Here is a 19262-nt window from a genome sequence, read left to right as displayed (position 1 = left end):
CCGCATGCCGAGTACGGCAATCGGGTGACGTCGGGTGACGGCAGCCGGGCCTCGGCGCGGCCCGATTGTCAGTGGTGTCCGGGAGGATGCCCTCACGGTGGGTGTGACGGGTGGAGGCCGGCATGGGTGACGAGGAGCGGTACATCGGCGTGGCGGAGCGGCGGGCGCGGCTCGCGCTGCGGCACCGGCTGGCGGGGGCGGCACGGGCGGCGAGCCCCGAGGAGGTCGCCGGCTCCCTGGTCGCCCTGCACGGATCGGACCCGGCGACGGTGTACCTGGCGGTGGGCGCGCGGCTCGCGGACCCGGCCGGGACCGTGCCGGAGACCGGCCGGGCGCTGTACGAGGACCGCACGCTGGTCCGTATGCACGGCATGCGGCACACGGTCTTCGTGTTCCCGACGGAGCTGACCGCGGTCGTGCACGCCTCGACCGGCCTCACGGTCGCCGCCCGGGAGCGGGCCGCACTGCTGAAGGCCATGGCGAAGGCCGGGGCGCCGGACGCGACCTGGCTGAAGGAGGTCGAGGAGTCGGCGCTGGCCGCGCTGGCGCGGCGCGGGCAGGCGACGGCGGCGGAACTCGCCGGGGACGAGCCGCGGCTGCGGGAGCAGTTCGTGTACGCGGCCGGGAAGAGCTACCAGGGCGTCCACACCGTCTCGACCCGGCTGCTGAAGGTGCTGGGCGTCGAGGGCAAGGTCGTGCGGGGCCGGCCGCTCGGCTCCTGGACGTCCAGCCAGTTCCGCTGGGCGGTGTCCCCCGCCCACCCCGAACTGAACGCGGCCGAGGCCCAGGCATCCCTGCTGGGGCGCTGGCTCGCCGCGTGCGGCCCGGCCACGGAGGCCGACCTCAAGTGGTGGACGGGGTGGAAAGTCACCGACGTCCGCCGGGCGTTGGCGGCGATCGGGGCGCGGCCGGTGTCCCTGGACGAGGGTGTGGGGTACGTCGTCGACGGCGACGTCGACCCGGTGGCGGGGCCGGCCGAGCCGTGGACCGCGCTGCTGCCGGCGCTCGATCCGACGGCGATGGGCTGGCAGCAGCGGGACTGGTATCTGGCGCCGGCGTTGCGGCCCGCGTTGTTCGACTACAGCGGCAATGTGGGGCCGACGGTGTGGTGGAACGGCCGGGTGGTGGGCGCGTGGGCCCAGCGGACGGACGGGGAGATCGTGTGGCGGTTGCTGGACACGGAGGGGGTGGGGCGAGATGCGGAGGCGGCGATCGCGGTGGAGGCGGAGCGGGTGCGGGGGTGGGTGGGGGCGGCGAGGGTGACACCGCGGTTCCGGACGCCGGTGGAGAAGGAGTTGGCGGCGTAGGAGTTAGGTGCGGGTGGGTTTCTCCCGCCGTACCAGGGGGCTCCGCCCCCCCTGGACCCCCGGGCCTGTGCCCACCCGCCACCCGATCGGTTGGCCACGAGGTGGAGGTCGAGGGCCACTTCTCCACCGACCGAGTCGGGTGGCGGGTGGGCACAGGGGCGGCAACACCGGCGCCGGGTGCCCGTACAAACACGGGGCACCCGGTGCCAAGGCTTACCGCGAGTACCGCATCAGCGCCCGCACCATGTGGCACGTCGTGTCCGACGGCGGGTGGACGCCGATCGTCTCCGCCGTGCTCCGGATCGTCTCGTTGCGGGCCTGGTTGGGCATGTAGACGCCCGAGTCGAGCAGGGCGATCGCGAGGCGCATCGCCTTGAGGCGGCGGTTGTGGCTGACGTACCACTCACGCGGACGCCCCGGCGGCAGCGGGCGCTTCTCCACGGGCGCGTACGGCATGTCGAGCAGCACGGAACGCTTCGCGGTGGACTGGGTGGACAACGGCTTCGGCTTCAGTGCGGCAGCGGGCACAGGCATCCTCCTGTCGCGGTCAGGGCATCGGCCCCGGAGATCTCGACACCCCGGCGACACCCTCGAACACTGCTTCTATTCTACTGCCCACCACTGACAAAAGGCCCTGGCCACAAGGGCTTTCGGGGGTGCTGTGACACAGGTGAAGGACGGGTTTTCGCGTACCGTGGGCCGTATGGAGATCTGGATCAATCCGGCCTGTTCGAAGTGCCGCAGCGCGCTCACCCTGCTCGACGCCGAGGGCGCGGACTACACCGTCCGCCGCTATCTGGAGGACGTGCCGAGCGAGGACGAGATCCGGGACGTCCTGAACCGCCTCGGCCTCGAACCCTGGGACATCACCCGCACCCAGGAGGCCGCCGCGAAGGAGCTCGGCCTCAAGGGCTGGGCCCGGGACGACACTTCGCGCGACCGCTGGATCACCGCTCTCGCCGAACACCCCAAGCTGATCCAGCGTCCGATCATCACCGCGGACGACGGTACGGCGGTCGTGGCCCGCACCGACGAGGCCGTACGGGACGCTCTGTCACGATAGTCAACGGTTTGTCGGGTGGCGGGAGTTCGGAGGGCCCGCGCTGTTACCCTCCGCCGCCATGACCTTCGGTGATCAAGGAATGCCCCCGCACAGCCCCGACCCGTACACACCTGACCCGTACACCCAATGGGTGGCCGAGCAGGAGCGCATACGCAGAAGACGTCGCATCCGGCGCGCGGTCGCCGCCGGCACGGCGGTCGTCCTCGTGGCGGCGATCGCCGTGGGCGCCGTGATGTACGTGAGCGGCGGGGAGGGGGACGACAGGACGACGGCGACCCCGCTGACCTCGGCCACCACGGGCTCCGGCACCGCCGTCCCGTCCGTCGACGTCTCCCTCCCCTCCGACGCCCCGACCGCCCTGTCCTCCCTGCTCGCGCGGCCCGTCATCCGGCCCGAGCAGGCCTTCCCGCAGCAGAACGTGCGCCTGCAGGACGGTTCCCGGCACCACCGTGTCGACCTCGCCACCACCACCGACTGCGCCCGCGCCATGTCTCCGGAGCTGGCCGCGCTGCTCGAACAGGGCGAGGGATGCGTCCGGTTGACGGCGGCGCTGTTCACGGACACCGAGCGGCGTTCGCAGGTGACGGTGAGCGTGCTGAGTTTCCGGCGCGTCGAGGACGCCTCGGCGGTGTTCACGATGGCCTCGATGGACCCGGTGACGTATCAGGTGGTCGCGCTCGACCCGCCGCCCGAGGCGGGGCTGCCGACCGTGCCGCCCGGTTCGGCGGGGGTCTTCCGGCGGCTGATGACCGTGCGCTCGGTGGTGTTCGCCAGTGGACAGTGGGGGGACGGGGCGGAGACCGGGGAGGCCGAACTCACGGCACGTACCGAGGGGTTGCTCCAGCACGTCAACGACACGGTGGCGGCGTACGAACAGGACCAGAGCTGACACCGATGTGACGCGCACCACTTTGGTGACTCCTGTAACCGCTGAGTAACTTCGTTCGGTATCTCGTACATAGCGGCGTACGCTCCCCTACCTCTCAGGAGCCGCGCATGTCGCGTAGGAGAACGCTCAGCACGAAGAAGAAGCTCGCGCTGCTGGCGAGTGCCGCGACGGTGGCGGGAGGCGGCGCCTTCGTCATGGCGGCCACCTCGAACGCCTCGCAGTCCCCGCAGACGGCCGCCGAGTCGACCGTCTGCCAGGGGCTGGCCACCGCCCTCGGCAACAACCAGCGGTTCATCGACGGCCAGCGGGCCGCCCCGGACGCGCAGTCCGAGGCGCGGATCGCCAACCGCGAGGCCGTCATCGCGCAGATCAGGGTGCAGCAGGAGGCGTCCGGGTGCGTCGTCGGGGAGTCGGCTCAGGACCCCCAGGCGACCCAGCCGGCCCAGGCCGCACCCCCGGCGCAGGCCGCACCACCCACGCAGACCGCGCCGCCGGCGCAGACCACGCCGCCCGCCTCCGGTCAGCAGGTGTGCAACGGCTCGACCGTCACCCTGTCCGGCGAGGACGGCGCCCCGGCCGCGTCCAGCAACCAGTTCCCGGCCGGCACGAAGCTGAAGGTCACCAACCTGGACAACAACAAGTCCACGACGGTGGAGGTCACCTCGGTCTCCGGCAGCTGCGTCCTGCTCAACAACGCGGCCTTCGAAGACGTACGGGAGCCCGGCAAGTTCCTGATCCGCCGGGCCGTGATCGAGAAAGTGGGGTGATGCCACGACGCCCGTGACCGTACGTGTCACCGGTCCCGCCGCCCCCGGCCAGGGGTAGCGGGACCGGCATGTCCGTGACCTTGCATGCCCCCGGGCCCCGCCCGCAACCCCATCGCATACGAGCCGCCCCCCGCGCCCCGTTCGGGGCGTCTTTCCCTGTCGCTCCGCGCACCACTCCCCGCGCAGCGCCGACCCTCACAGCGTGAGTCGCGCCACAGCACCACCAGGTAACACGGGGTTCACATTCGAGCAATGACCGGGAAATCGCCTGTTGACAGGCTGCCTGGCATCGAAAGCGGTGCCCCAGTGCCGCAGCGCCGCAGCACCCGCAAGTGCGTCTAGACACACCCCCGAAGGAAGTGGCCCGTGACCTTCAAGGCTGAGTACATCTGGATCGACGGCACCCAGCCGACGGCCAAGCTCCGTTCCAAGACGAAGATACTGGCCGACGACGCCAAGGGTGCCGAGCTGGGAATCTGGGGCTTCGACGGGTCTTCCACGAACCAGGCCGAGGGCCACTCCTCGGACCGTGTCCTCAAGCCGGTCTTCTCCTGCCCCGACCCGATCCGCGGCGGCGACGACATCCTCGTCCTGTGCGAGGTCCTCAACATCGACATGACGCCGCACGAGTCCAACACCCGTGCCGCGCTGGTCGAGGTCGCCGAGAAGTTCGCCTCCCAGGAGCCGATCTTCGGCATCGAGCAGGAGTACACCTTCTTCCAGGACGGCTACCCGCTGGGCTTCCCCAAGGGCGGCTTCCCGGCCCCCCAGGGCGGCTACTACTGCGGTGTCGGTGCCGACGAGATCTTCGGCCGTGACGTCGTCGAGGCGCACCTGGAGAACTGCCTGAAGGCGGGCCTCGCGATCTCCGGCATCAACGCCGAGGTCATGCCCGGCCAGTGGGAGTTCCAGGTCGGCCCGGTCTCCCCGCTGGAGGTCTCCGACCACCTGTGGGTGGCCCGCTGGCTGCTCTACCGCACCGCCGAGGACTTCGGCGTCTCCGCGACGCTGGACCCGAAGCCGGTGAAGGGCGACTGGAACGGCGCCGGTGCGCACACCAACTTCTCCACCAAGTCGATGCGCGAGGGCTACGACGCGATCATCACCGCGTGCGAGTCGCTGGGCGAGGGCTCGAAGCCGCTCGACCACGTCAAGCACTACGGCGCCGGCATCGACGACCGCCTGACCGGTCTGCACGAGACCGCCCCGTGGAACGAGTACTCCTACGGTGTCTCCAACCGTGGCGCCTCGGTCCGCATCCCGTGGCAGGTCGAGAAGGACGGCAAGGGCTACATCGAGGACCGCCGTCCGAACGCGAACGTCGACCCGTACCTGGTGACCCGCCTGATCGTCGACACCTGCTGCTCCGCCCTGGAGAAGGCCGGCCAGGTCTGATCACCGCGCACTTTCCCGGAAGGGGCGCCCGCCATCTCGGCGGGCGCCCCTTCCGTGTGTCGGACGAGCGTGTCGGACGAGAGCGAGTTCACGCCAGGCAGGCGTCCAAGCAGTGAGAGCAGGCTCCTGTCACGGGGTCGTGTCTGCTTCAATGGGCCCATGGCCGGCTTCCAGAACCACACCGCGACGGGTCGCCATGACCTCGAGCCGTTCTGGCCTTCCCGTCAGCACCACGACTTCGACCGGGTGTGTTGCCGCGCGACGAACGCGCCGGCCCTCTAAAGCCGTACACCCGGCCTTCGGCCAGCGCGCACGACGTACGTTCCCGTCGGACCTCTCGCGCGAAAGAGCTGACCTCTCATGGCGACCACTCGTTCCCTGCCCACCGCCGTTCCCTCCTCCCCCAACGGTTCGCGTCATCGCCTGCGGGCCGTCGACCGGGACGAGGTGATCGACGTCGCGGAGTTCCTGCCGCCGGGCGCCACCTGGCTGCCCGCTCCCCCGCACACCCTCCCCACCCTGCCGGGGCAGCCGCCGATGATCGGCTACCTGGTGCTCGTCCCGGCCGACCAGCAGCCGCCGTTCCCGCCGACGGCGGTGCCCGACGCGGCGCCGGAGGGGGGCGAGACCGCCGCCGACCCGCTCGTCCGCGTCGACACCGTGCAGCGCACGGCCGCGGTGGACGGACGCGAACTCGACCTCACCTACCTGGAGTTCGAGCTGCTCGCGCATCTGGTCACCCACCCCCACCGGGTGCACACCCGCGACCAGCTGGTGACGACGGTGTGGGGGTACGGCCATGTCGGCGACGGCCGCACGGTCGACGTCCACATCGCCCGCCTGCGCCGCAAGCTCGGCTCCGAGCACCGCCGGGCGATCCAGACCGTGCGCCGGGTCGGCTACAAGTACACGCCGCCGACCGGACGTTGATCCCGGATCCCCTGAGCCTCTGCTGACGGCAGATACCCGTTCCGTCCCGCGGCTCCACCGGGCACAGTCACCGGCATGAGACTTCTGATGCTGGGCGGTACGGAGTTCGCGGGGCGGGCCGTAGTCGAGGCGGCCCTCGGGCGCGGCTGGGAGGTGACCGTCTTCCACCGGGGACGCCACGAGCCTGCGGCCGGCGTGCGTTCCCTGCACGGCGACCGCACCGCACCCGACGGGCTCGCCGCCCTGGCCGCGGCGGACGGCGACTGGGACGTGGTCGTCGACACCTGGTCGGCGGCGCCCCGGGCGGTGCTCGATGCGGCGCGGCTGCTGCGGGGCCGCGCCGACCGGTATGTGTACGTGTCGAGCCGCTCGGTCTACGCGTGGCCGCCGGGCGCCGGGTGCACCGAGGACTCGCCCCTGGTCGAGGGAGCCTCGGCCGACGCAGGCCAGACCGACTACGCCCGGGACAAGCGGGGCGGCGAGCTGGCCGCCGTCGAGGCCTTCGGCGCGGACCGCTCCGTGCTCGTACGGGCCGGGCTGATCCTCGGGCCGTACGAGAACATCGGCCGGCTGCCCTGGTGGCTGAACCGGATCGCCCGTGGCGGCCCCGTCCTCGCGCCCGGGCCGTACGACCTGCCCATCCAGTACGTCGACGTCCGTGACCTCGCGGAATGGATCCTCGACTCGGCGGAGCGGAGGGCGAGCGGACCGTACAACCTCGTCGGGCCCTCGGGGCACGCCACCATGGGCACGCTCCTCGACGCCTGCGTGGACGTCACCGGCGCCGCCGCCGAGCTGCGCTGGACCGACCCGGACGTCGTGCTCGACGCGGGCATCGAGCCCTGGCAGCAGCTGCCGGTGTGGCTGCCGCCGGGCAGCGAGGGGCATGCGGCCCTGCACGGCGCGGACGTCTCCCGGGCGCTCGGGGCGGGCCTGCGCTGCCGTCCGGTCACCGAGACCGTCGCCGACACCTGGAGCTGGTTGCGAGGCATCGGCGGGGTGGCGCCGCAGCGCCCGGACCGGCCCGCGGTGGGACTGGACCCGGAGCTGGAGGCGAAGGTCCTCGCCGCGACTGGGCATCGGAACTGCTGCCGGTTTACTGAGCATGAGTGACTTCTGGTGAGCGTGAGTGAGTGCCGGTACCTGGATGCGGTTGTTCCGCTGCGTCAGGAGGGCCTCCTCCCGCCTGGGGTGTGCTGTGGCCCTTGGCTCGGGAAGGGAACATGAGCTCTTGGGTCGAATGGGTGACCTTTTCGGAGGCTGCTCGTTGACTGCCGTGACGGGGGATGTTCGGCCGGGTGGGGATGTTCGGCCGGGTGGGGATGTTCGGCCGGGTGGGGGTGGACGGGTGGGCGGGCTGCGGAAGTTGGCGGCATCGATCGTGGTGCCCGGCCCGGCCGGGGTGGCTGTTCGGGACCGGCTGCGGGTGAGCGAGTCGGACGCGGCGGTCCTCGCCGAGGTCGGCGTGTACTTGGGGTCGCTGGCCGCGGCGGATCTCGCCGAGCGCTCCCGGAAGAGGCTGGCGCATGATGCGGCCTCGTGGGCGGTGCGCAAGCGGGAGTTAACGGGGAGGTCGTCGGCGCGCTGGGCGGGCAGCATCACCAAGGCCACCCACGACCAGTGGGCGCTGGCGAGGCGCGGCCAGGCCGCCCACCTGGCCTGGTTGCACAGGCAGATCACCGCGATCGAGGCGCGGCTGGCCCGGCCGCTGGGCGCCAAGGCGGACAAACGGGCAGGGCTGGCGCGCGGGTATGCCACGCGAGGCGAGTGGCATGCCAAGTCCCGCCGCCTACAGACCCTCAAGGACCGTCTCACGGTGGTGGAGGCGGACCGGGCGGCGGGCCGGGTGCATGTGGTGCGCGGCGGCAAGCGCTTCGCGAACGCCCGTCACCACCTGGCGGCGGCCGGGCTGAGCGAGCAGACGTGGCGGGAGCGGTGGCGGGCAGAGCGGATGTTCCTGGCCGCCGACGGAGAGTCCGGCAAGCGGTTCGGCAACGAGACGATCCGCGTCACCGACACCGGCCAGGTCTCGGTCAAGCTCCCGGCCCCGCTGCCCACCTGGCCAACGCCCCGCACGGCCGCTACGTCCTCGACGCGACCGTGGCGTTCAAGCATCGCGGGCAGGAGTGGCTTGACCGGATCACCGCCAACCGGGCAGTGGCCTACCGCATCCACCACGACACGGTGCGCGGCCGCTGGTACATCACCGCATCCTGGCAGCGCACCGCCGCCCCCGTCCTGCCGCTGGACGCGGCGCTGGCCCGGGGGGTGGTGGGGGTGGACATGAACGACGACCACCTCGCCGCCTGGCAGTTGGACGTGCACGGCAACCCGGTCGGCGAACCACAAAGGTTCTTCTACGACCTCACCGCCACCGCCGAGCACCGGGACGCACAGATCCGGCACGCCCTGACCCGGCTACTGCATTTCGCCCGCCGCTGCAGCGCCGCCGCCATCGCCATCGAGGACCTCGACTTCACTGACGGCACCAGCCGGGAGAAGCACGGCCGCAACAAACGCTTCCGGCGCCTCATCTCCCGCTTCCCCACCGCGAAACTCAGGGCCCGGCTGGTGTCGATGGCCGCCGAGCAAAGCGTGGCGATCGTCGCAGTGGACCCGGCCTACACCAGCCGCTGGGGTGCCCAGCACTGGCAGAAACCGTTGACCACCCCACGACGCAAGACGTCCCGGCACGATGCGGCGAGCATCGCGGTCGGGCGACGCGCCCTCGGACACCCGATCAGGCGACGGACGGCACCGCCCCACCCCGACCAGAGCGATCGTGGTGGGCATCGGACCGCCCAGGCCCGACCGGACACCCGCAGGCGTGAGGAAACCCGCCCCCACCTTCCCGGACCGCGCACACGATGCGCGCCGCCCGGCCGTGGAGCGAAAGCGGGCGACCAGGGTGCCCAACACCGTTCGGCGCACCCGGCTGAGCAGCAGTCCTGGCAACAGGACTCAATCCCACTCAGTCTCTAGGAACGGTGTATCTGGCACCACCTCCTGACCGGCCGCCCAGCCCCAGTGACCCCCGCCTCCCGCTCGGCCAGACTGACGCCATGACGACCATCGAGACGAAGAGCGGCACCGGCCGCACCGGGACGCGAGGCGTGGGGCTGGCGGCGGTACGGGGGCTCGGGCTGGCGCTGGTGACGCTGCCGGGGGCGGTGCTCTGTTTCACACTCACCCTGGTGTCCCTCGCGCTGATACCGATCGGGGTCGGGATCGTCACCACGCCGTGGGTGCTCACGGGGGTGCGGGCGTTCGCCGACTGGCGGCGGGTCCTGGCCGCCCAGTGGTGCGGGGTGCGGATCCCGTCGGCGTACCGGCCGGTCCCCAAGGACGCCAACCCCTGGACACGTACCTTCGCGATGCTCCGTGATCCGGCGACCTGGCGGGACCTGAGGTGGCTGCCGGTCGACATGACCGCGGGGTTCCTCACCGCGCTGCTGCCGGCCGTGCTGCTCTTCTACCCGCTGGAGGGGTTCGCGCTGGCGGCCGGGCTGTGGCGGGTCTTCCCGGACGGGTACTGGTACGGGTTCGTGCCCGTCTCCGGGCAGGCCTCCGCCTTTGGCGCCGCCGCACTGGGCCTCGTCCTGCTGTTCTTCGCCCACTTCCTCACCCCGCGGCTGCTGGCGGCGCACTTCCGGCTGACCCGGGCGGTGCTCGCCTCCAACCAGGGCGAACTGGCCGAGCGGGTGCGGGTGCTGACCGAGACCCGGCGCGACGCCGTCGACACCTCCGCCGCCGAACTGCGGCGCATCGAGCGGGACCTGCACGACGGGGCGCAGGCCCGGCTGGTCGCGATGGGCATGGACCTCGGCACCATCGAGGTGCTGCTGGACAAGAACCCCGAACAGGCGAGGAAGCTGCTCGCGCAGGCCCGCCAGTCGTCCGCGGACGCCCTCACCGAGCTGCGCGACCTGGTGCGCGGCATCCACCCGCCGGTGCTCGCCGAGCGCGGACTGGGCGACGCCGTACGGGCGTTGGCGCTGCGGCTGCCGGTGACCACCGAGGTGGAGGTGGACCTGCCCGGCCGGGCGGAGGCGCCCGTGGAGTCGGCGGCGTACTTCGCGGTCAGCGAGGTGCTCACCAACGCGGTCAAGCACGCGGACGCCGACCGGATCTGGGTCGACCTGCATCACGTCGCTCAGGGCGCCGGCATGCTGCGGATCTCGGTCACCGACAACGGCAAGGGCGGCGCGGCGACCGGGGCCGGTTCGGGTCTGGCCGGGGTGGAGCGGCGACTGGGTACATTCGACGGCGTCCTGGCCGTCAGCAGTCCCGCGGGCGGTCCCACCATGGTCACCATGGAGATCCCTTGCGCGTTGTCCTAGCCGAAGACCTGTTCCTGCTGCGCGACGGACTCGTCCGTCTCCTGGAGGCTTACGACTTCGAGATCGCGGCGGCCGTCGAGAGCGGGCCGGAGCTGGCCGCCGCGCTGGCCGAACTGGAGCCGGACGTCGCGGTGGTCGACGTACGACTGCCGCCGACGCACACCGACGAGGGCCTGCAGTGCGCGCTGAACGCCCGCCGGGACAGACCCGGGCTGCCGGTGCTGGTGCTCTCGCAGCACGTGGAGCAGCTGTACGCGCGTGAACTGCTCGCCGACGGCAGCGGCGGGGTCGGCTATCTGCTGAAGGACCGGGTGTTCGACGCGGAGCAGTTCGTGGACGCCGTACGGCGGGTCGCGGCGGGCGGTACGGCGATGGACCCGCAGGTGATCCAGCAGCTGCTGTCCCGCCGGGCGGCCGACGACCAGCCGCTCGGCCGGCTCACGCCCCGGGAGCGCGAGGTGCTGGAACTGATGGCGCAGGGCCGCACCAACGCGGCGATCGCCGCCAAGCTGGTGGTCACGGAACGGGCGATCGCGAAACACACCGCCAATATCTTCGCCAAACTGGGGCTGGAAGTGTCGGACGACGACAACCGCCGCGTCCTGGCGGTTCTCGCGTATCTCGACCACGGCCGCTGAAATCGGGACCCCGCCCGGGCACCTCCTGTGAGGGATCAACAACTCCTTGTATTTCATGGGCAGTTGAAACCGAATTGTCTCGGGAACCTCTCACCAATTTCTGAGACGGCTGAACACCACTGGGACCCCTTGCGTATTCAGGGGAGCCGCTTCACTCCTGTCGGGCGCCTCGATAGCCCCGCAAGGAAGTCAGAGGAGTTCCATGGGACGCAACACAAGAAAACGCCGTATGCCACTGGCCACCAAGGCCGTTGCCGCTTCGGCAGCCCTAGCGCTCGGTGGGGGCGGGCTGATCTGGGCAAACTTCTACGCCTCGGCTCATGAGACAGGCTCGGGGCAGAATCAGACCAAGGCCACGGGCGCTCAGGTCGCGACGATCAACTGCCCGGACGTCGGCCAGAAGCTGACGGACGTGCCAGAGGGCGCGCGCCAAGGCGTCGCCAAGGAGCTGGCGCTGCTCGACAGGCAGATCACGGACGCCTACACGCGTCTCGCGGACACACGCCAGGCCCAGGCAGGAGACGCCGGCTACGTCAACAACGCCATCCTGGGCCCGCTGAAGTCCAAGCGGGTCGCCACCATCGACCGGATCGGCATCAACATCAACCGCGTGGGCGGTAAGGCTCCGCAGGGGATCGACCAGCTCGCCGAGTGTCAGGGCGTCCCGGCCGAACAGCCGGAGACGAACGACGGTGAGGGCCAGGACCAGGGCGACGGTCAGGACCAGGGCCAGGACCAAGGTGACGGTCAGGACCAGGGCCAGGACCAGGGCGATGGTCAGGACCAGGGCAACGGCGGTCAGGCCGGCAACGGCCCGGTGGCCGACGACTTCGTCAACATCGAGGACGTCCAGCCCAACTCCCGCAACCTGCCGAACGGCCTCGCCGCGAACGGGGACACCGGTTCGACGGGCAGCTTCACCACGAACTGCGGCACCAACGAGAACGAGAACCGCAACTCGGACAACGTGATCGTCGCTCCCGGTGTCAGCAACGGTGCGCAGCACCAGCACGACTACGTCGGCAACCAGGCCAACAACGCTTTCGCGAGCGACGAGGACCTGGCGAACGGCGAGACGACCTGCCAGAACCAGGGCGACAAGTCGTCGTACTTCTGGCCGGTGCTGCGGGTGCAGGACGGCCAGAACGACATCGACGCGGACGCGCCCGGTGGCGGTCAGGACAGCAACGTCGGCACCATCCAGCAGACCGCCCAGGCGGAGCTGAAGTTCGTCGGCAACAAGACGAGCGACGTCGTCGCGATGCCCACCGCCCTGCGCATCATCACCGGTGACGCCAAGGCCTTCACCAACGGCCTCGCGAACGCCAACACCGCTTGGAGCTGCACCGGCTTCGAGGACCGGCAGGTGACGGACAAGTACCCGATCTGCCCCGAGGGCAGCTCCGTGGTGCGCACGTCCGCCTTCCAGAGCTGCTGGGACGGCCAGAACATCGACAGCGCCAACCACCGTACCCACGTGGCGTTCGTCCAGGCCGACGGCACCTGTGCCAACGGCTTCCAGGCCATCCCCCAGCTGCAGGTCAAGCTGGTCTACGACGTGCCGGCCCCGCAGATCGAGAACGGACAGGTCGTGAACCCGTTCGCGGTGGACTCCTTCCCGGAGCAGCTGCACAAGCCGATCACCGACCACAACGACTTCATCAACTTCTTCGACGAGGACGTGATGAACCAGATGGTCGACTGCATCAACAGCGGCGAGGACTGCCAGTAGTCCTGACGCAGTAGGAAGCCGGCGGTGGGATTTCCCACCGCCGGCTTTCGTTTGCCCGCCCCCGAAAAGACCCGCGTGGTCAGTCTTAGTGGCTGCCGCTGTTGTGACTGCCACCGGGGTTCATGTGCTCGGACCCCTCCTCCATGGTCCCGCCGAGCGTGCTCCGCAGCGCCGTGACCGTCTTCTCCTCGCCGACGGCGACCCACTTGCGGCCGACGAGGTAGTAGCCGCCGTAGTCCTTCGCGCCGTTCAGCCACTCGCGCTGACCGCGGTCGGTGGCGAAGGTGGCGAGGACGTACTTCTCGGCGCCCTTCTTGCAGATGGCCTGCCGGATCGTGTCCGCGTCGGTCTGCATGTTCGGCTTGCACTTCGCCTCGGCGGCCAGGTGTTCGAGGCTGCCGGTCGCCGTCTCCGGAACGGCCGCCTCGCCGTCCCCGTCGGATCCGCAGCCCGCCAGCGCAAGCACCAGCGCCGCGCCGCTCAGCGCGAGCATCGGTCGGGTCACCCTCATCTGTTCCTCCGGTCGCCTGCATCGGACCATGCCTCGGTCGGCCCCGGCAAGGGGCCCGTCCCCTTCGATACGGCTCCCGGGCCCGCCGCGCTCAAATCCGCTGCCATGACGGGGCACACCCGTGCGAAAGTGTCCCGGTGAACCAGGACTGGGAAGATCGCGTGACCGCCGCTTGGGCCACCTTCGACGACTACGCGGAGGCGGACGCGGCCGACTTCCGCGCGGTGATCGACGCACTCGTCGCCGAGCTGCCGGCCGGCAGCCCGCTCGGCCCCTTCGAGCAGGCCTGCGCCTGGGACTCGACGGGCCACTCGGACAAGGCCGTTCCGCTGTACCGGGAGGCCCTCGCCCGCGGCCTGGACGGCTACAAGGGGCGGCGCGCCAAGATCCAGCTGTCCAGCTCCCTGCGGAACACCGGACAGGCCGAGGAGGGCGTCAAGCTGCTGACGCCCGAACTGGGCGCCCCTTCGGACGAGTTGGACGACGCGGTACGCGCGACCCTCGCCCTGTGTCTGTCCAGCCTCGGCCGCGACCGCGAGGGCCTCTCCCTCGTCCTGGGCGCCCTCGCGCCCCATCTGCCGCGCTACCAGCGGTCGATGGCGAACTACGCGCGGGCTCTCGTCGATCCTCAGGAGTGAGTCACCCGGGTGGCGGTGACCAACCACCGATTCGCTCGTTCTGCTGAACGTGCAGTCACAGGATGTCGCCCCGCGCCCCGCACCCGGCTCCGGCTCCGCCGCCGCTTCCTCGTCGTCCGACCCGCTCGTCGACGTCGAGCAGGCCGAGGCGGCACTCGTCGAGCACTACCCCCGGCTCGTCCGGCTCGCCTATCTGGTGCTGCCACCGGGCCTCGGCCGCAACCGGCGCGTTGTGACCGCGCACGCGCTCACCCAGCGTGCCCTGCCCCGGCGCCGGACACCGGCGCCCGTGATCCCGGCCCAGTCGACCGGCCGCGAGGGCGACCCGGGATACGCCTTCGTCCGACTCCAGGTGCTGCGTACGGCACTGGAGGCGGGCCTGCCACTGACGTTCAGGGCGTGGCCCAAGCGGTCCCAGCTGCCGCCGCTGCTGCCCCAGGTGTGGGGCCTGCGTCTCTTCCCCCGCTCGGGGGGCGCCGACGAACTCGCCCTGGACCAGCGGCTGTCCGCCCTGTCCGGACCGGCCCGCGCCGCCTACGTGCTGCGCGGCCTGGAGAAACTCCCGGACGGCGACGTACGCGAGGTGCTCACCACGGCGGGCATCGACGACGTGGACGACGCGCTGGACGAGGCCGACGAGGTCCCCGCGCAGTACGCGCTGCTCGACTCCCCCGAGTTCGACCCCTGTTCGCTGCAGGCCCGGCCCACCGACCTGATGCGGCGCCGCCAGCACCTGAAGGCGGCGCTCGCCGCCGCGGCGGCCGTCGCGGTGTGCGGGGCGCTGCTCGGCCTGCCCGGTGACGGCTGGGCACCCGACGGCGCCGCCGCCCCCTCCTACGCGCAGAACCCGTCGGCCCAGGCGGCCCTCGACCCGGCCAACTTGACCAAGGTCCCGGACACCGCGTGGCAGTCCGCCTCGCGCACCGACTTCTCCGTCTGGCCCGCCCGCGGCGAACTCACCGGCGACAAGGCGCTGCTGCGCCGCGCCCTCGCCGTCTGGGCCCGCCCCGGCGAGACCGTCCAGGTCTCCGCCACCCCGGGCACCCCCTCGGGCGGCCCGGCCGGCCCGCCGCAACTGCTGTACGCCGGGGACGTCGACAACGCGCGGGTGGTGATCCTCTACGACGGTCTGCGCATCGCCCGGTACGCCGAACCGAAGGACGGCACCAAGGGCGCCGCCCTCGACTTCGCGCGGGTCGACGGCGCGACCGGCGCCGAGTCGAACGCGGTGGTGCTGGGCCGGGCCGACGGCAACGTCCGTTATCTGACGGCGCCTTGGGTGAAGAAGGCGGCCGAGCGGGACCTGCTGAAGCCGGGCGCCGGCGCGATGGACCTCACCCTGACCGACGGTGTCACCTCGCCGCTGGCCAGCGCCGCCCTGCAGACCGGCGCGTGCACCTCGTGGAACGTGCTCCAGCTGACGGACGCCTCCGGCACCCGCCTGTCGACCGACCTCGGCGAACTGGTCCCGGCCCGCCTCACCACCGGCCGCCCGGGCTCGGAGCGCGACGCGACCGGCGCGGCGGCGCTGCGCGCCTGGGCTCCGTTCGCCTGCTCGCTGTCCGCCGTGCGCTCACAGGGAGTGCGGTCCGTGAACGCCTGGGAGTACGCCACCCAGTCGCTGCCCGACGCGAGCGGGTCGGCCTCGTGGGTGTGCACCCGCGCCGAGACCTGGCGGGGCGGCGGGACGCGCGTGCTGGCGCAGTTCCACACTCCGGGCGGGGCGTACGGGGCGGTCGCGGCGAAGGCCGAGAACGTGCCGGCGTGCGGCCCGCGCGACCCGCATGTGCTGGCCGGCGTGCTGTGGAAGTCGGAGGCGGGGTCCTGGTACCTGCTGGCGGCGGGCGGCCGGGGCACCGCGTCGATCACGGCGACGGGCGGGGTCGACGGTTCCGCACAGGGCAACCTGCTGGCCGTGAAGACGAAGGCGGGAGCTCAGGCGGGCCTGCAGGGCGAGTTGGAGAACGGACGGTCGATCAACGCCCTGCGGTAGCCGGGCACCGGCGTCCTGCCGCCGCCCGGGCCGAGGACGTGATCATCTTGTGTCGGATATGTGAACACCGCTGGCCGGTCCCGTCCGTTCGGGGCCGGATCCGATCGGTAAGGTGTTCGCATGACTATCGGGGTGCGCCGCAGAATGGGTGTCGAGGAGCGGCGGCAGCAGTTGATCGGCGTCGCCCTCGAACTGTTCAGCCGTCGCTCGCCCGACGAGGTCTCCATCGACGAGATAGCCGCGGCCGCCGGCATCTCCCGCCCGCTGGTGTACCACTACTTCCCCGGCAAACTCAGCCTGTACGAGGCCGCGTTGAAGCGCGCGTCGGAGGATCTGGCCAGCCGGTTCGTCGAACCGCGGGAGGGTCCGCTGGGGGCCCGGCTGCTGCGCGTGATGCACCGGTTCTTCGACTTCGTCGACGATCACGGGCCCGGTTTCTCGGCGTTGATGCGCGGCGGCCCGGCCGTCGGCTCCTCGACGACCAACGCGCTCATCGACTCCGTACGGCAGGCCGCGTATGACCAGATTCTTTCGCATCTGCGCGTGGAGAACCCGCCCGCGCGACTGGAGTTGGTCGTCCGTTCCTGGATCTCGCTCGCCGAGTCGACCGCGCTGATCTGGCTGGACGGCCGGCGCATCCCGCGCCGCGAGCTGGAGGCACAGCTCGTGCACGACTTCGCCGCGCTGGCCGCCGTGAGCGCCGCCTACGACGAGGAGATGGCCGCGCTGATCCGGCACATGTTCAAGGACGAGCCGACCGACGGGCCGTTCACCGACCTGGTCGGCCGGCTGATCGCGCTGGGCTCCTAGGGCCGGACAGGCGTGAAGGGGCGCGGGGGGCTGTATCAATATGCGGCTCCGCCGCGCGAGCGCTCAGGCCCCGAAGGGGCGCGGGGAACTGCGTGACCAGCCCGCGCCGGCCGCGCGTGCAATCACCGCCCTGCCGGCGGAGCCACGACGGCGCCGCGGTCGGCCGACCGCCCGTCGCGGCACTTCCCGCGGAGCGGAGCGCTCAGCTCTCGAACTTGCGGTAGGACGCGTCCAGTTCGCGCACCTCGGCCGAGGCGTGCAGTGCCAGGCCCTCAGCGGGCTTCACGTAGGTGCGGAGCAACTCCAGTACCGCTTCGGTGAGTTGCGCCTTCGTCTCTTCGGTGCGGCCGGCCAGCAGGGCGAGGGAGACATGGACGATGGCGTGACCGTGCTCGTCCCGGCCCACGGTCGTGTCCTCGGTCGCCCGGAACCGGGTCTTGCACGCCTCGTGCTTGGCGGCCGCGATCTCCACCACCGCGTCGTGCAGGGCGAGCGCGAAGCCGCGCCGGTCGAAGCCCTCGGCGAGGGGCATGGAGTAGTCGACGGTGATCTGCGGCATGGGGGCTCCTGTTCTGGGCAACAGGAGCCAGCCTAGTTCTTCAGTTGCAGCGCCAGCATCGCGATGTCGTCCTCGCGCTCGTGGCCGAAGCAGGCGAGGAGTGTGTCGCACAGGGCGTCCAGGCCCGGCAGGGAGCCGGTGGCGGCCGCGCGGAGGTGCTCCATCGAGACCTCGAGGTCGATGCCCCGGTTCTCGATCAGGCCGTCGGTGACCATGAGGAGCCGGTCGGAGGGCTCCAGGAACAGCTCGGTGGGCGGCGGATGCGGCAGGCCCACGCCGAGCAGCGGACCGTTGACCTTGGTGTAGTCGGCGCTGCCGGTGTCCCGGATGATCAGCGGCGGGATGTGCCCCGCGTTGGCGATGCGGGTGCGGCCGGTGCCGGGGTCGATCAGGGCCAGGCAGACGGTGGCCGTGACGTCGGGGTGGTAGACCTGGAGCATCCGGTCGAGGCGCTCGGCGAGCACGGCCGGGTCGCTCTCCTCGAGGCAGTAGGCGCGCAGCGCGTGCCGGATCTCGACCATGACGGTCGCCGCCTCCAGCGAGTGCCCGACGACGTCACCGACCGCGGCGAGCGCGCCGTCGCCGGTGCGCAGTACGGCGTAGAAGTCGCCGCCGATCTCGGTCTCCCGGGACGCGGGCACGTAGCGGACCACGACGTCCATGCCCGGCAGCTCGGGCAGCCGGTGCGGCAGGGGCAGGAAGCTGTGCTGGAGGGTGAGGGCGACGTGCCGCTCGACCTGGTACATGAGCAGCGGCTCGGCGGCGAGCGCGGTGGCCTGGGCGAGCCGGGCCAGCAGGGCCTCGGCCTCGGGGCCCGCCCGGCGCAGCCCGCGGGTGGGCGCGGCCAGGCACACCGGGGCCCTGCCGTCCTGGGTGACGACGAGCGCCAGCCGGGCGTCGTGCTGCACGCCGGGCCGGAAGAACCCGGCGGGCCACAGCGGTGCGGGCACGGTGGTGAGCTGCACTCCGGCCTGTCCGCGGGTGAGCCGTCGCAGCAGCCCGGCCACGGTCCGGTGGGCGCTCTCGTCCGGCAGCGCGATCAAGGTGCGGTCCCGGGACAGGCCGCGGTACAGCTCGTCGTCCTGGCCGAGGACGAAGACGGCGGCGGGAGAGCCGATGAGCCGCGCGGTGCCGTCGGCGGCGGCGTCGGCGAGCTCCTGCAGGGAGCGCGCCGCCTGGATGGTGACGATCGTCTCGGAGAGCATGGTCAGCCGCCGGACCTGCGCCTGGCCGTCGGCCCGCAGCCGGGCGGCGCGCACCGCGGCCCGGACCGCCGCCTCGATCGCCTCGGGCTCGGCGGGCATCGCCAGGAACGCCTCGGCGCCCTCGTCCAGCGCCTGGCAGCGGTCGCCGGGGATCACGGCGACGGCCGAGCAGTGCACGACGGGCAGGCCGGCCATGCGCGGCCGTTCCTTGAGCCGGCGGCACAGTTCGAAGCCGCTCATGTCCGGCAGGTTCACGTCGATCAGGGCCACGTCGGGCAGGTTCCCCTTGCGCAGCCGGGTGTCGATCTCGGTGAGCGCCTCGTGGCCGGTGGCGACCTGGACGACCCGGTGACCGGCGCGGCTCAGTACGGCGGCCAGGGCGTACCGGCTGTCCGCCACGTCGTCCACGACCAGCACGGTCGTACCTGTCTGCTTGCCGTTGACGTCCATCTGCCGGCCCCCCCTCGGAACACACCGGTGGGGCA

Annotated in this window: 17 protein-coding genes and 1 pseudogene; 14 read left to right on the top strand and 4 right to left on the bottom strand. The window is 71.6% G+C overall.

Going from position 1 to position 19262, the window contains the following annotated elements; translation table 11 throughout:
• Window positions 1–122: 122 nt before the first annotated feature.
• Window positions 123–1307 (top strand): winged helix DNA-binding domain-containing protein, encoded by a 1185-nt coding sequence (locus tag OG252_RS36170; protein WP_329341478.1) that lies wholly within the window; start codon window positions 123–125, stop codon window positions 1305–1307.
• A 213-nt stretch (window positions 1308–1520) separates the two neighbouring features.
• Here OG252_RS36170 and OG252_RS36165 read toward each other — a convergent pair whose 3' ends face one another.
• Window positions 1521–1835, bottom strand: a complete 315-nt coding sequence (locus OG252_RS36165; RefSeq protein WP_329341475.1) for a hypothetical protein — start codon at window positions 1833–1835, stop codon at window positions 1521–1523.
• Window positions 1836–2010: 175 nt separating this feature from the next.
• Here OG252_RS36165 and OG252_RS36160 point away from each other — a divergent pair, with 175 nt between their 5' ends.
• The 10 genes and pseudogenes from OG252_RS36160 (at window position 2011) to OG252_RS36115 (ending at window position 13061) form a co-directional block, all read left to right on the top strand.
• Complete coding sequence (locus tag OG252_RS36160; protein WP_266440624.1) at window positions 2011–2370, top strand: arsenate reductase family protein; 360 nt, start codon at window positions 2011–2013, stop codon at window positions 2368–2370.
• Window positions 2371–2428: 58 nt separating this feature from the next.
• A complete protein-coding gene (locus tag OG252_RS36155; RefSeq protein ID WP_329341471.1) occupies window positions 2429–3259 on the top strand; it encodes a hypothetical protein in 831 nt (276 codons plus the stop codon).
• Window positions 3260–3366: 107 nt separating this feature from the next.
• A complete protein-coding gene (locus OG252_RS36150) occupies window positions 3367–4026 on the top strand; it encodes a hypothetical protein (protein WP_329341469.1) in 660 nt (219 codons plus the stop codon).
• A gap of 366 nt (window positions 4027–4392) precedes the next feature.
• A complete protein-coding gene (gene glnII, locus OG252_RS36145; RefSeq protein ID WP_266440614.1) occupies window positions 4393–5421 on the top strand; it encodes a glutamine synthetase in 1029 nt (342 codons plus the stop codon).
• 360 nt (window positions 5422–5781) lie between these two features.
• Window positions 5782–6351, top strand: a complete 570-nt coding sequence (locus OG252_RS36140) for a winged helix-turn-helix domain-containing protein (protein ID WP_266440611.1) — start codon at window positions 5782–5784, stop codon at window positions 6349–6351.
• 75 nt (window positions 6352–6426) lie between these two features.
• Entirely contained in the window at window positions 6427–7464 is a 1038-nt protein-coding gene (locus tag OG252_RS36135) for an NAD-dependent epimerase/dehydratase family protein (RefSeq protein ID WP_329341465.1), read from the top strand.
• A gap of 235 nt (window positions 7465–7699) precedes the next feature.
• Window positions 7700–9333 (top strand): annotated as a pseudogene (locus OG252_RS36130) (IS200/IS605 family accessory protein TnpB-related protein).
• Between the two features lie 80 nt (window positions 9334–9413).
• Window positions 9414–10691, top strand: a complete 1278-nt coding sequence (locus tag OG252_RS36125) for a sensor histidine kinase (protein ID WP_329341463.1) — start codon at window positions 9414–9416, stop codon at window positions 10689–10691.
• Window positions 10676–11329: a LuxR C-terminal-related transcriptional regulator gene (locus OG252_RS36120; protein WP_053755370.1), complete on the top strand. Its 654-nt coding sequence runs from the start codon at window positions 10676–10678 to the stop codon at window positions 11327–11329. Before OG252_RS36125 ends, OG252_RS36120 begins: the two co-directional genes overlap by 16 nt.
• Before the next feature lie 202 nt (window positions 11330–11531).
• A complete protein-coding gene (locus OG252_RS36115) occupies window positions 11532–13061 on the top strand; it encodes a DUF1996 domain-containing protein (protein WP_329341459.1) in 1530 nt (509 codons plus the stop codon).
• An 85-nt stretch (window positions 13062–13146) separates the two neighbouring features.
• Here the strand turns inward: OG252_RS36115 and OG252_RS36110 are convergent, their stop codons facing one another.
• Window positions 13147–13572 carry a hypothetical protein gene (locus tag OG252_RS36110; RefSeq protein WP_266440587.1) on the bottom strand — a complete coding sequence of 142 codons (426 nt, stop codon included), beginning with the start codon at window positions 13570–13572 and terminating at the stop codon, window positions 13147–13149.
• A 137-nt stretch (window positions 13573–13709) separates the two neighbouring features.
• Between OG252_RS36110 and OG252_RS36105 the strand changes: the two genes are divergently transcribed.
• From OG252_RS36105 to OG252_RS36095, 3 genes are all read left to right on the top strand, one after another.
• Window positions 13710–14210, top strand: coding sequence for a tetratricopeptide repeat protein (locus OG252_RS36105; protein WP_266440584.1), 501 nt, complete (start codon window positions 13710–13712; stop codon window positions 14208–14210).
• 49 nt (window positions 14211–14259) lie between these two features.
• Window positions 14260–16203 carry a hypothetical protein gene (locus OG252_RS36100; RefSeq protein WP_329341456.1) on the top strand — a complete coding sequence of 648 codons (1944 nt, stop codon included), beginning with the start codon at window positions 14260–14262 and terminating at the stop codon, window positions 16201–16203.
• Window positions 16204–16323: 120 nt separating this feature from the next.
• Window positions 16324–17013, top strand: a complete 690-nt coding sequence (locus tag OG252_RS36095) for a TetR/AcrR family transcriptional regulator (protein ID WP_266440579.1) — start codon at window positions 16324–16326, stop codon at window positions 17011–17013.
• A 202-nt stretch (window positions 17014–17215) separates the two neighbouring features.
• Here OG252_RS36095 and OG252_RS36090 read toward each other — a convergent pair whose 3' ends face one another.
• Window positions 17216–17572: a 5-carboxymethyl-2-hydroxymuconate Delta-isomerase gene (locus tag OG252_RS36090; RefSeq protein ID WP_266440577.1), complete on the bottom strand. Its 357-nt coding sequence runs from the start codon at window positions 17570–17572 to the stop codon at window positions 17216–17218.
• A gap of 32 nt (window positions 17573–17604) precedes the next feature.
• The gene (locus OG252_RS36085; protein ID WP_266440575.1) at window positions 17605–19227 is read right to left on the bottom strand and encodes a fused response regulator/phosphatase; all 1623 of its coding nucleotides are present in this window, start codon (window positions 19225–19227) and stop codon (window positions 17605–17607) included.
• Window positions 19228–19262 lie beyond the last annotated feature (35 nt).

Source organism: Streptomyces sp. NBC_01352, assembly GCF_036237295.1.
GTDB classification, from domain to species: Bacteria; Actinomycetota; Actinomycetes; order Streptomycetales; family Streptomycetaceae; genus Streptomyces; species Streptomyces plumbiresistens.
Note: the sequence above shows the minus strand (reverse complement) of the source record. Positions and strands in the feature narration are given on the sequence as shown.

Coding starts and splice junctions, on each gene's coding strand:
- OG252_RS36115 (WP_329341459.1), top strand. CDS start 11,532: ATGGGACGCAACACAAGAAAACGCCGTATGCCACTGGCCACCAAGGCC.
- OG252_RS36155 (WP_329341471.1), top strand. CDS start 2,429: ATGACCTTCGGTGATCAAGGAATGCCCCCGCACAGCCCCGACCCGTAC.
- OG252_RS36170 (WP_329341478.1), top strand. CDS start 123: ATGGGTGACGAGGAGCGGTACATCGGCGTGGCGGAGCGGCGGGCGCGG.
- OG252_RS36135 (WP_329341465.1), top strand. CDS start 6,427: ATGAGACTTCTGATGCTGGGCGGTACGGAGTTCGCGGGGCGGGCCGTA.
- OG252_RS36140 (WP_266440611.1), top strand. CDS start 5,782: ATGGCGACCACTCGTTCCCTGCCCACCGCCGTTCCCTCCTCCCCCAAC.
- OG252_RS36125 (WP_329341463.1), top strand. CDS start 9,414: ATGACGACCATCGAGACGAAGAGCGGCACCGGCCGCACCGGGACGCGA.
- OG252_RS36160 (WP_266440624.1), top strand. CDS start 2,011: ATGGAGATCTGGATCAATCCGGCCTGTTCGAAGTGCCGCAGCGCGCTC.
- OG252_RS36085 (WP_266440575.1), bottom strand. CDS start 19,227: ATGGACGTCAACGGCAAGCAGACAGGTACGACCGTGCTGGTCGTGGAC.
- OG252_RS36150 (WP_329341469.1), top strand. CDS start 3,367: ATGTCGCGTAGGAGAACGCTCAGCACGAAGAAGAAGCTCGCGCTGCTG.
- OG252_RS36095 (WP_266440579.1), top strand. CDS start 16,324: ATGACTATCGGGGTGCGCCGCAGAATGGGTGTCGAGGAGCGGCGGCAG.
- OG252_RS36090 (WP_266440577.1), bottom strand. CDS start 17,572: ATGCCGCAGATCACCGTCGACTACTCCATGCCCCTCGCCGAGGGCTTC.
- OG252_RS36110 (WP_266440587.1), bottom strand. CDS start 13,572: ATGAGGGTGACCCGACCGATGCTCGCGCTGAGCGGCGCGGCGCTGGTG.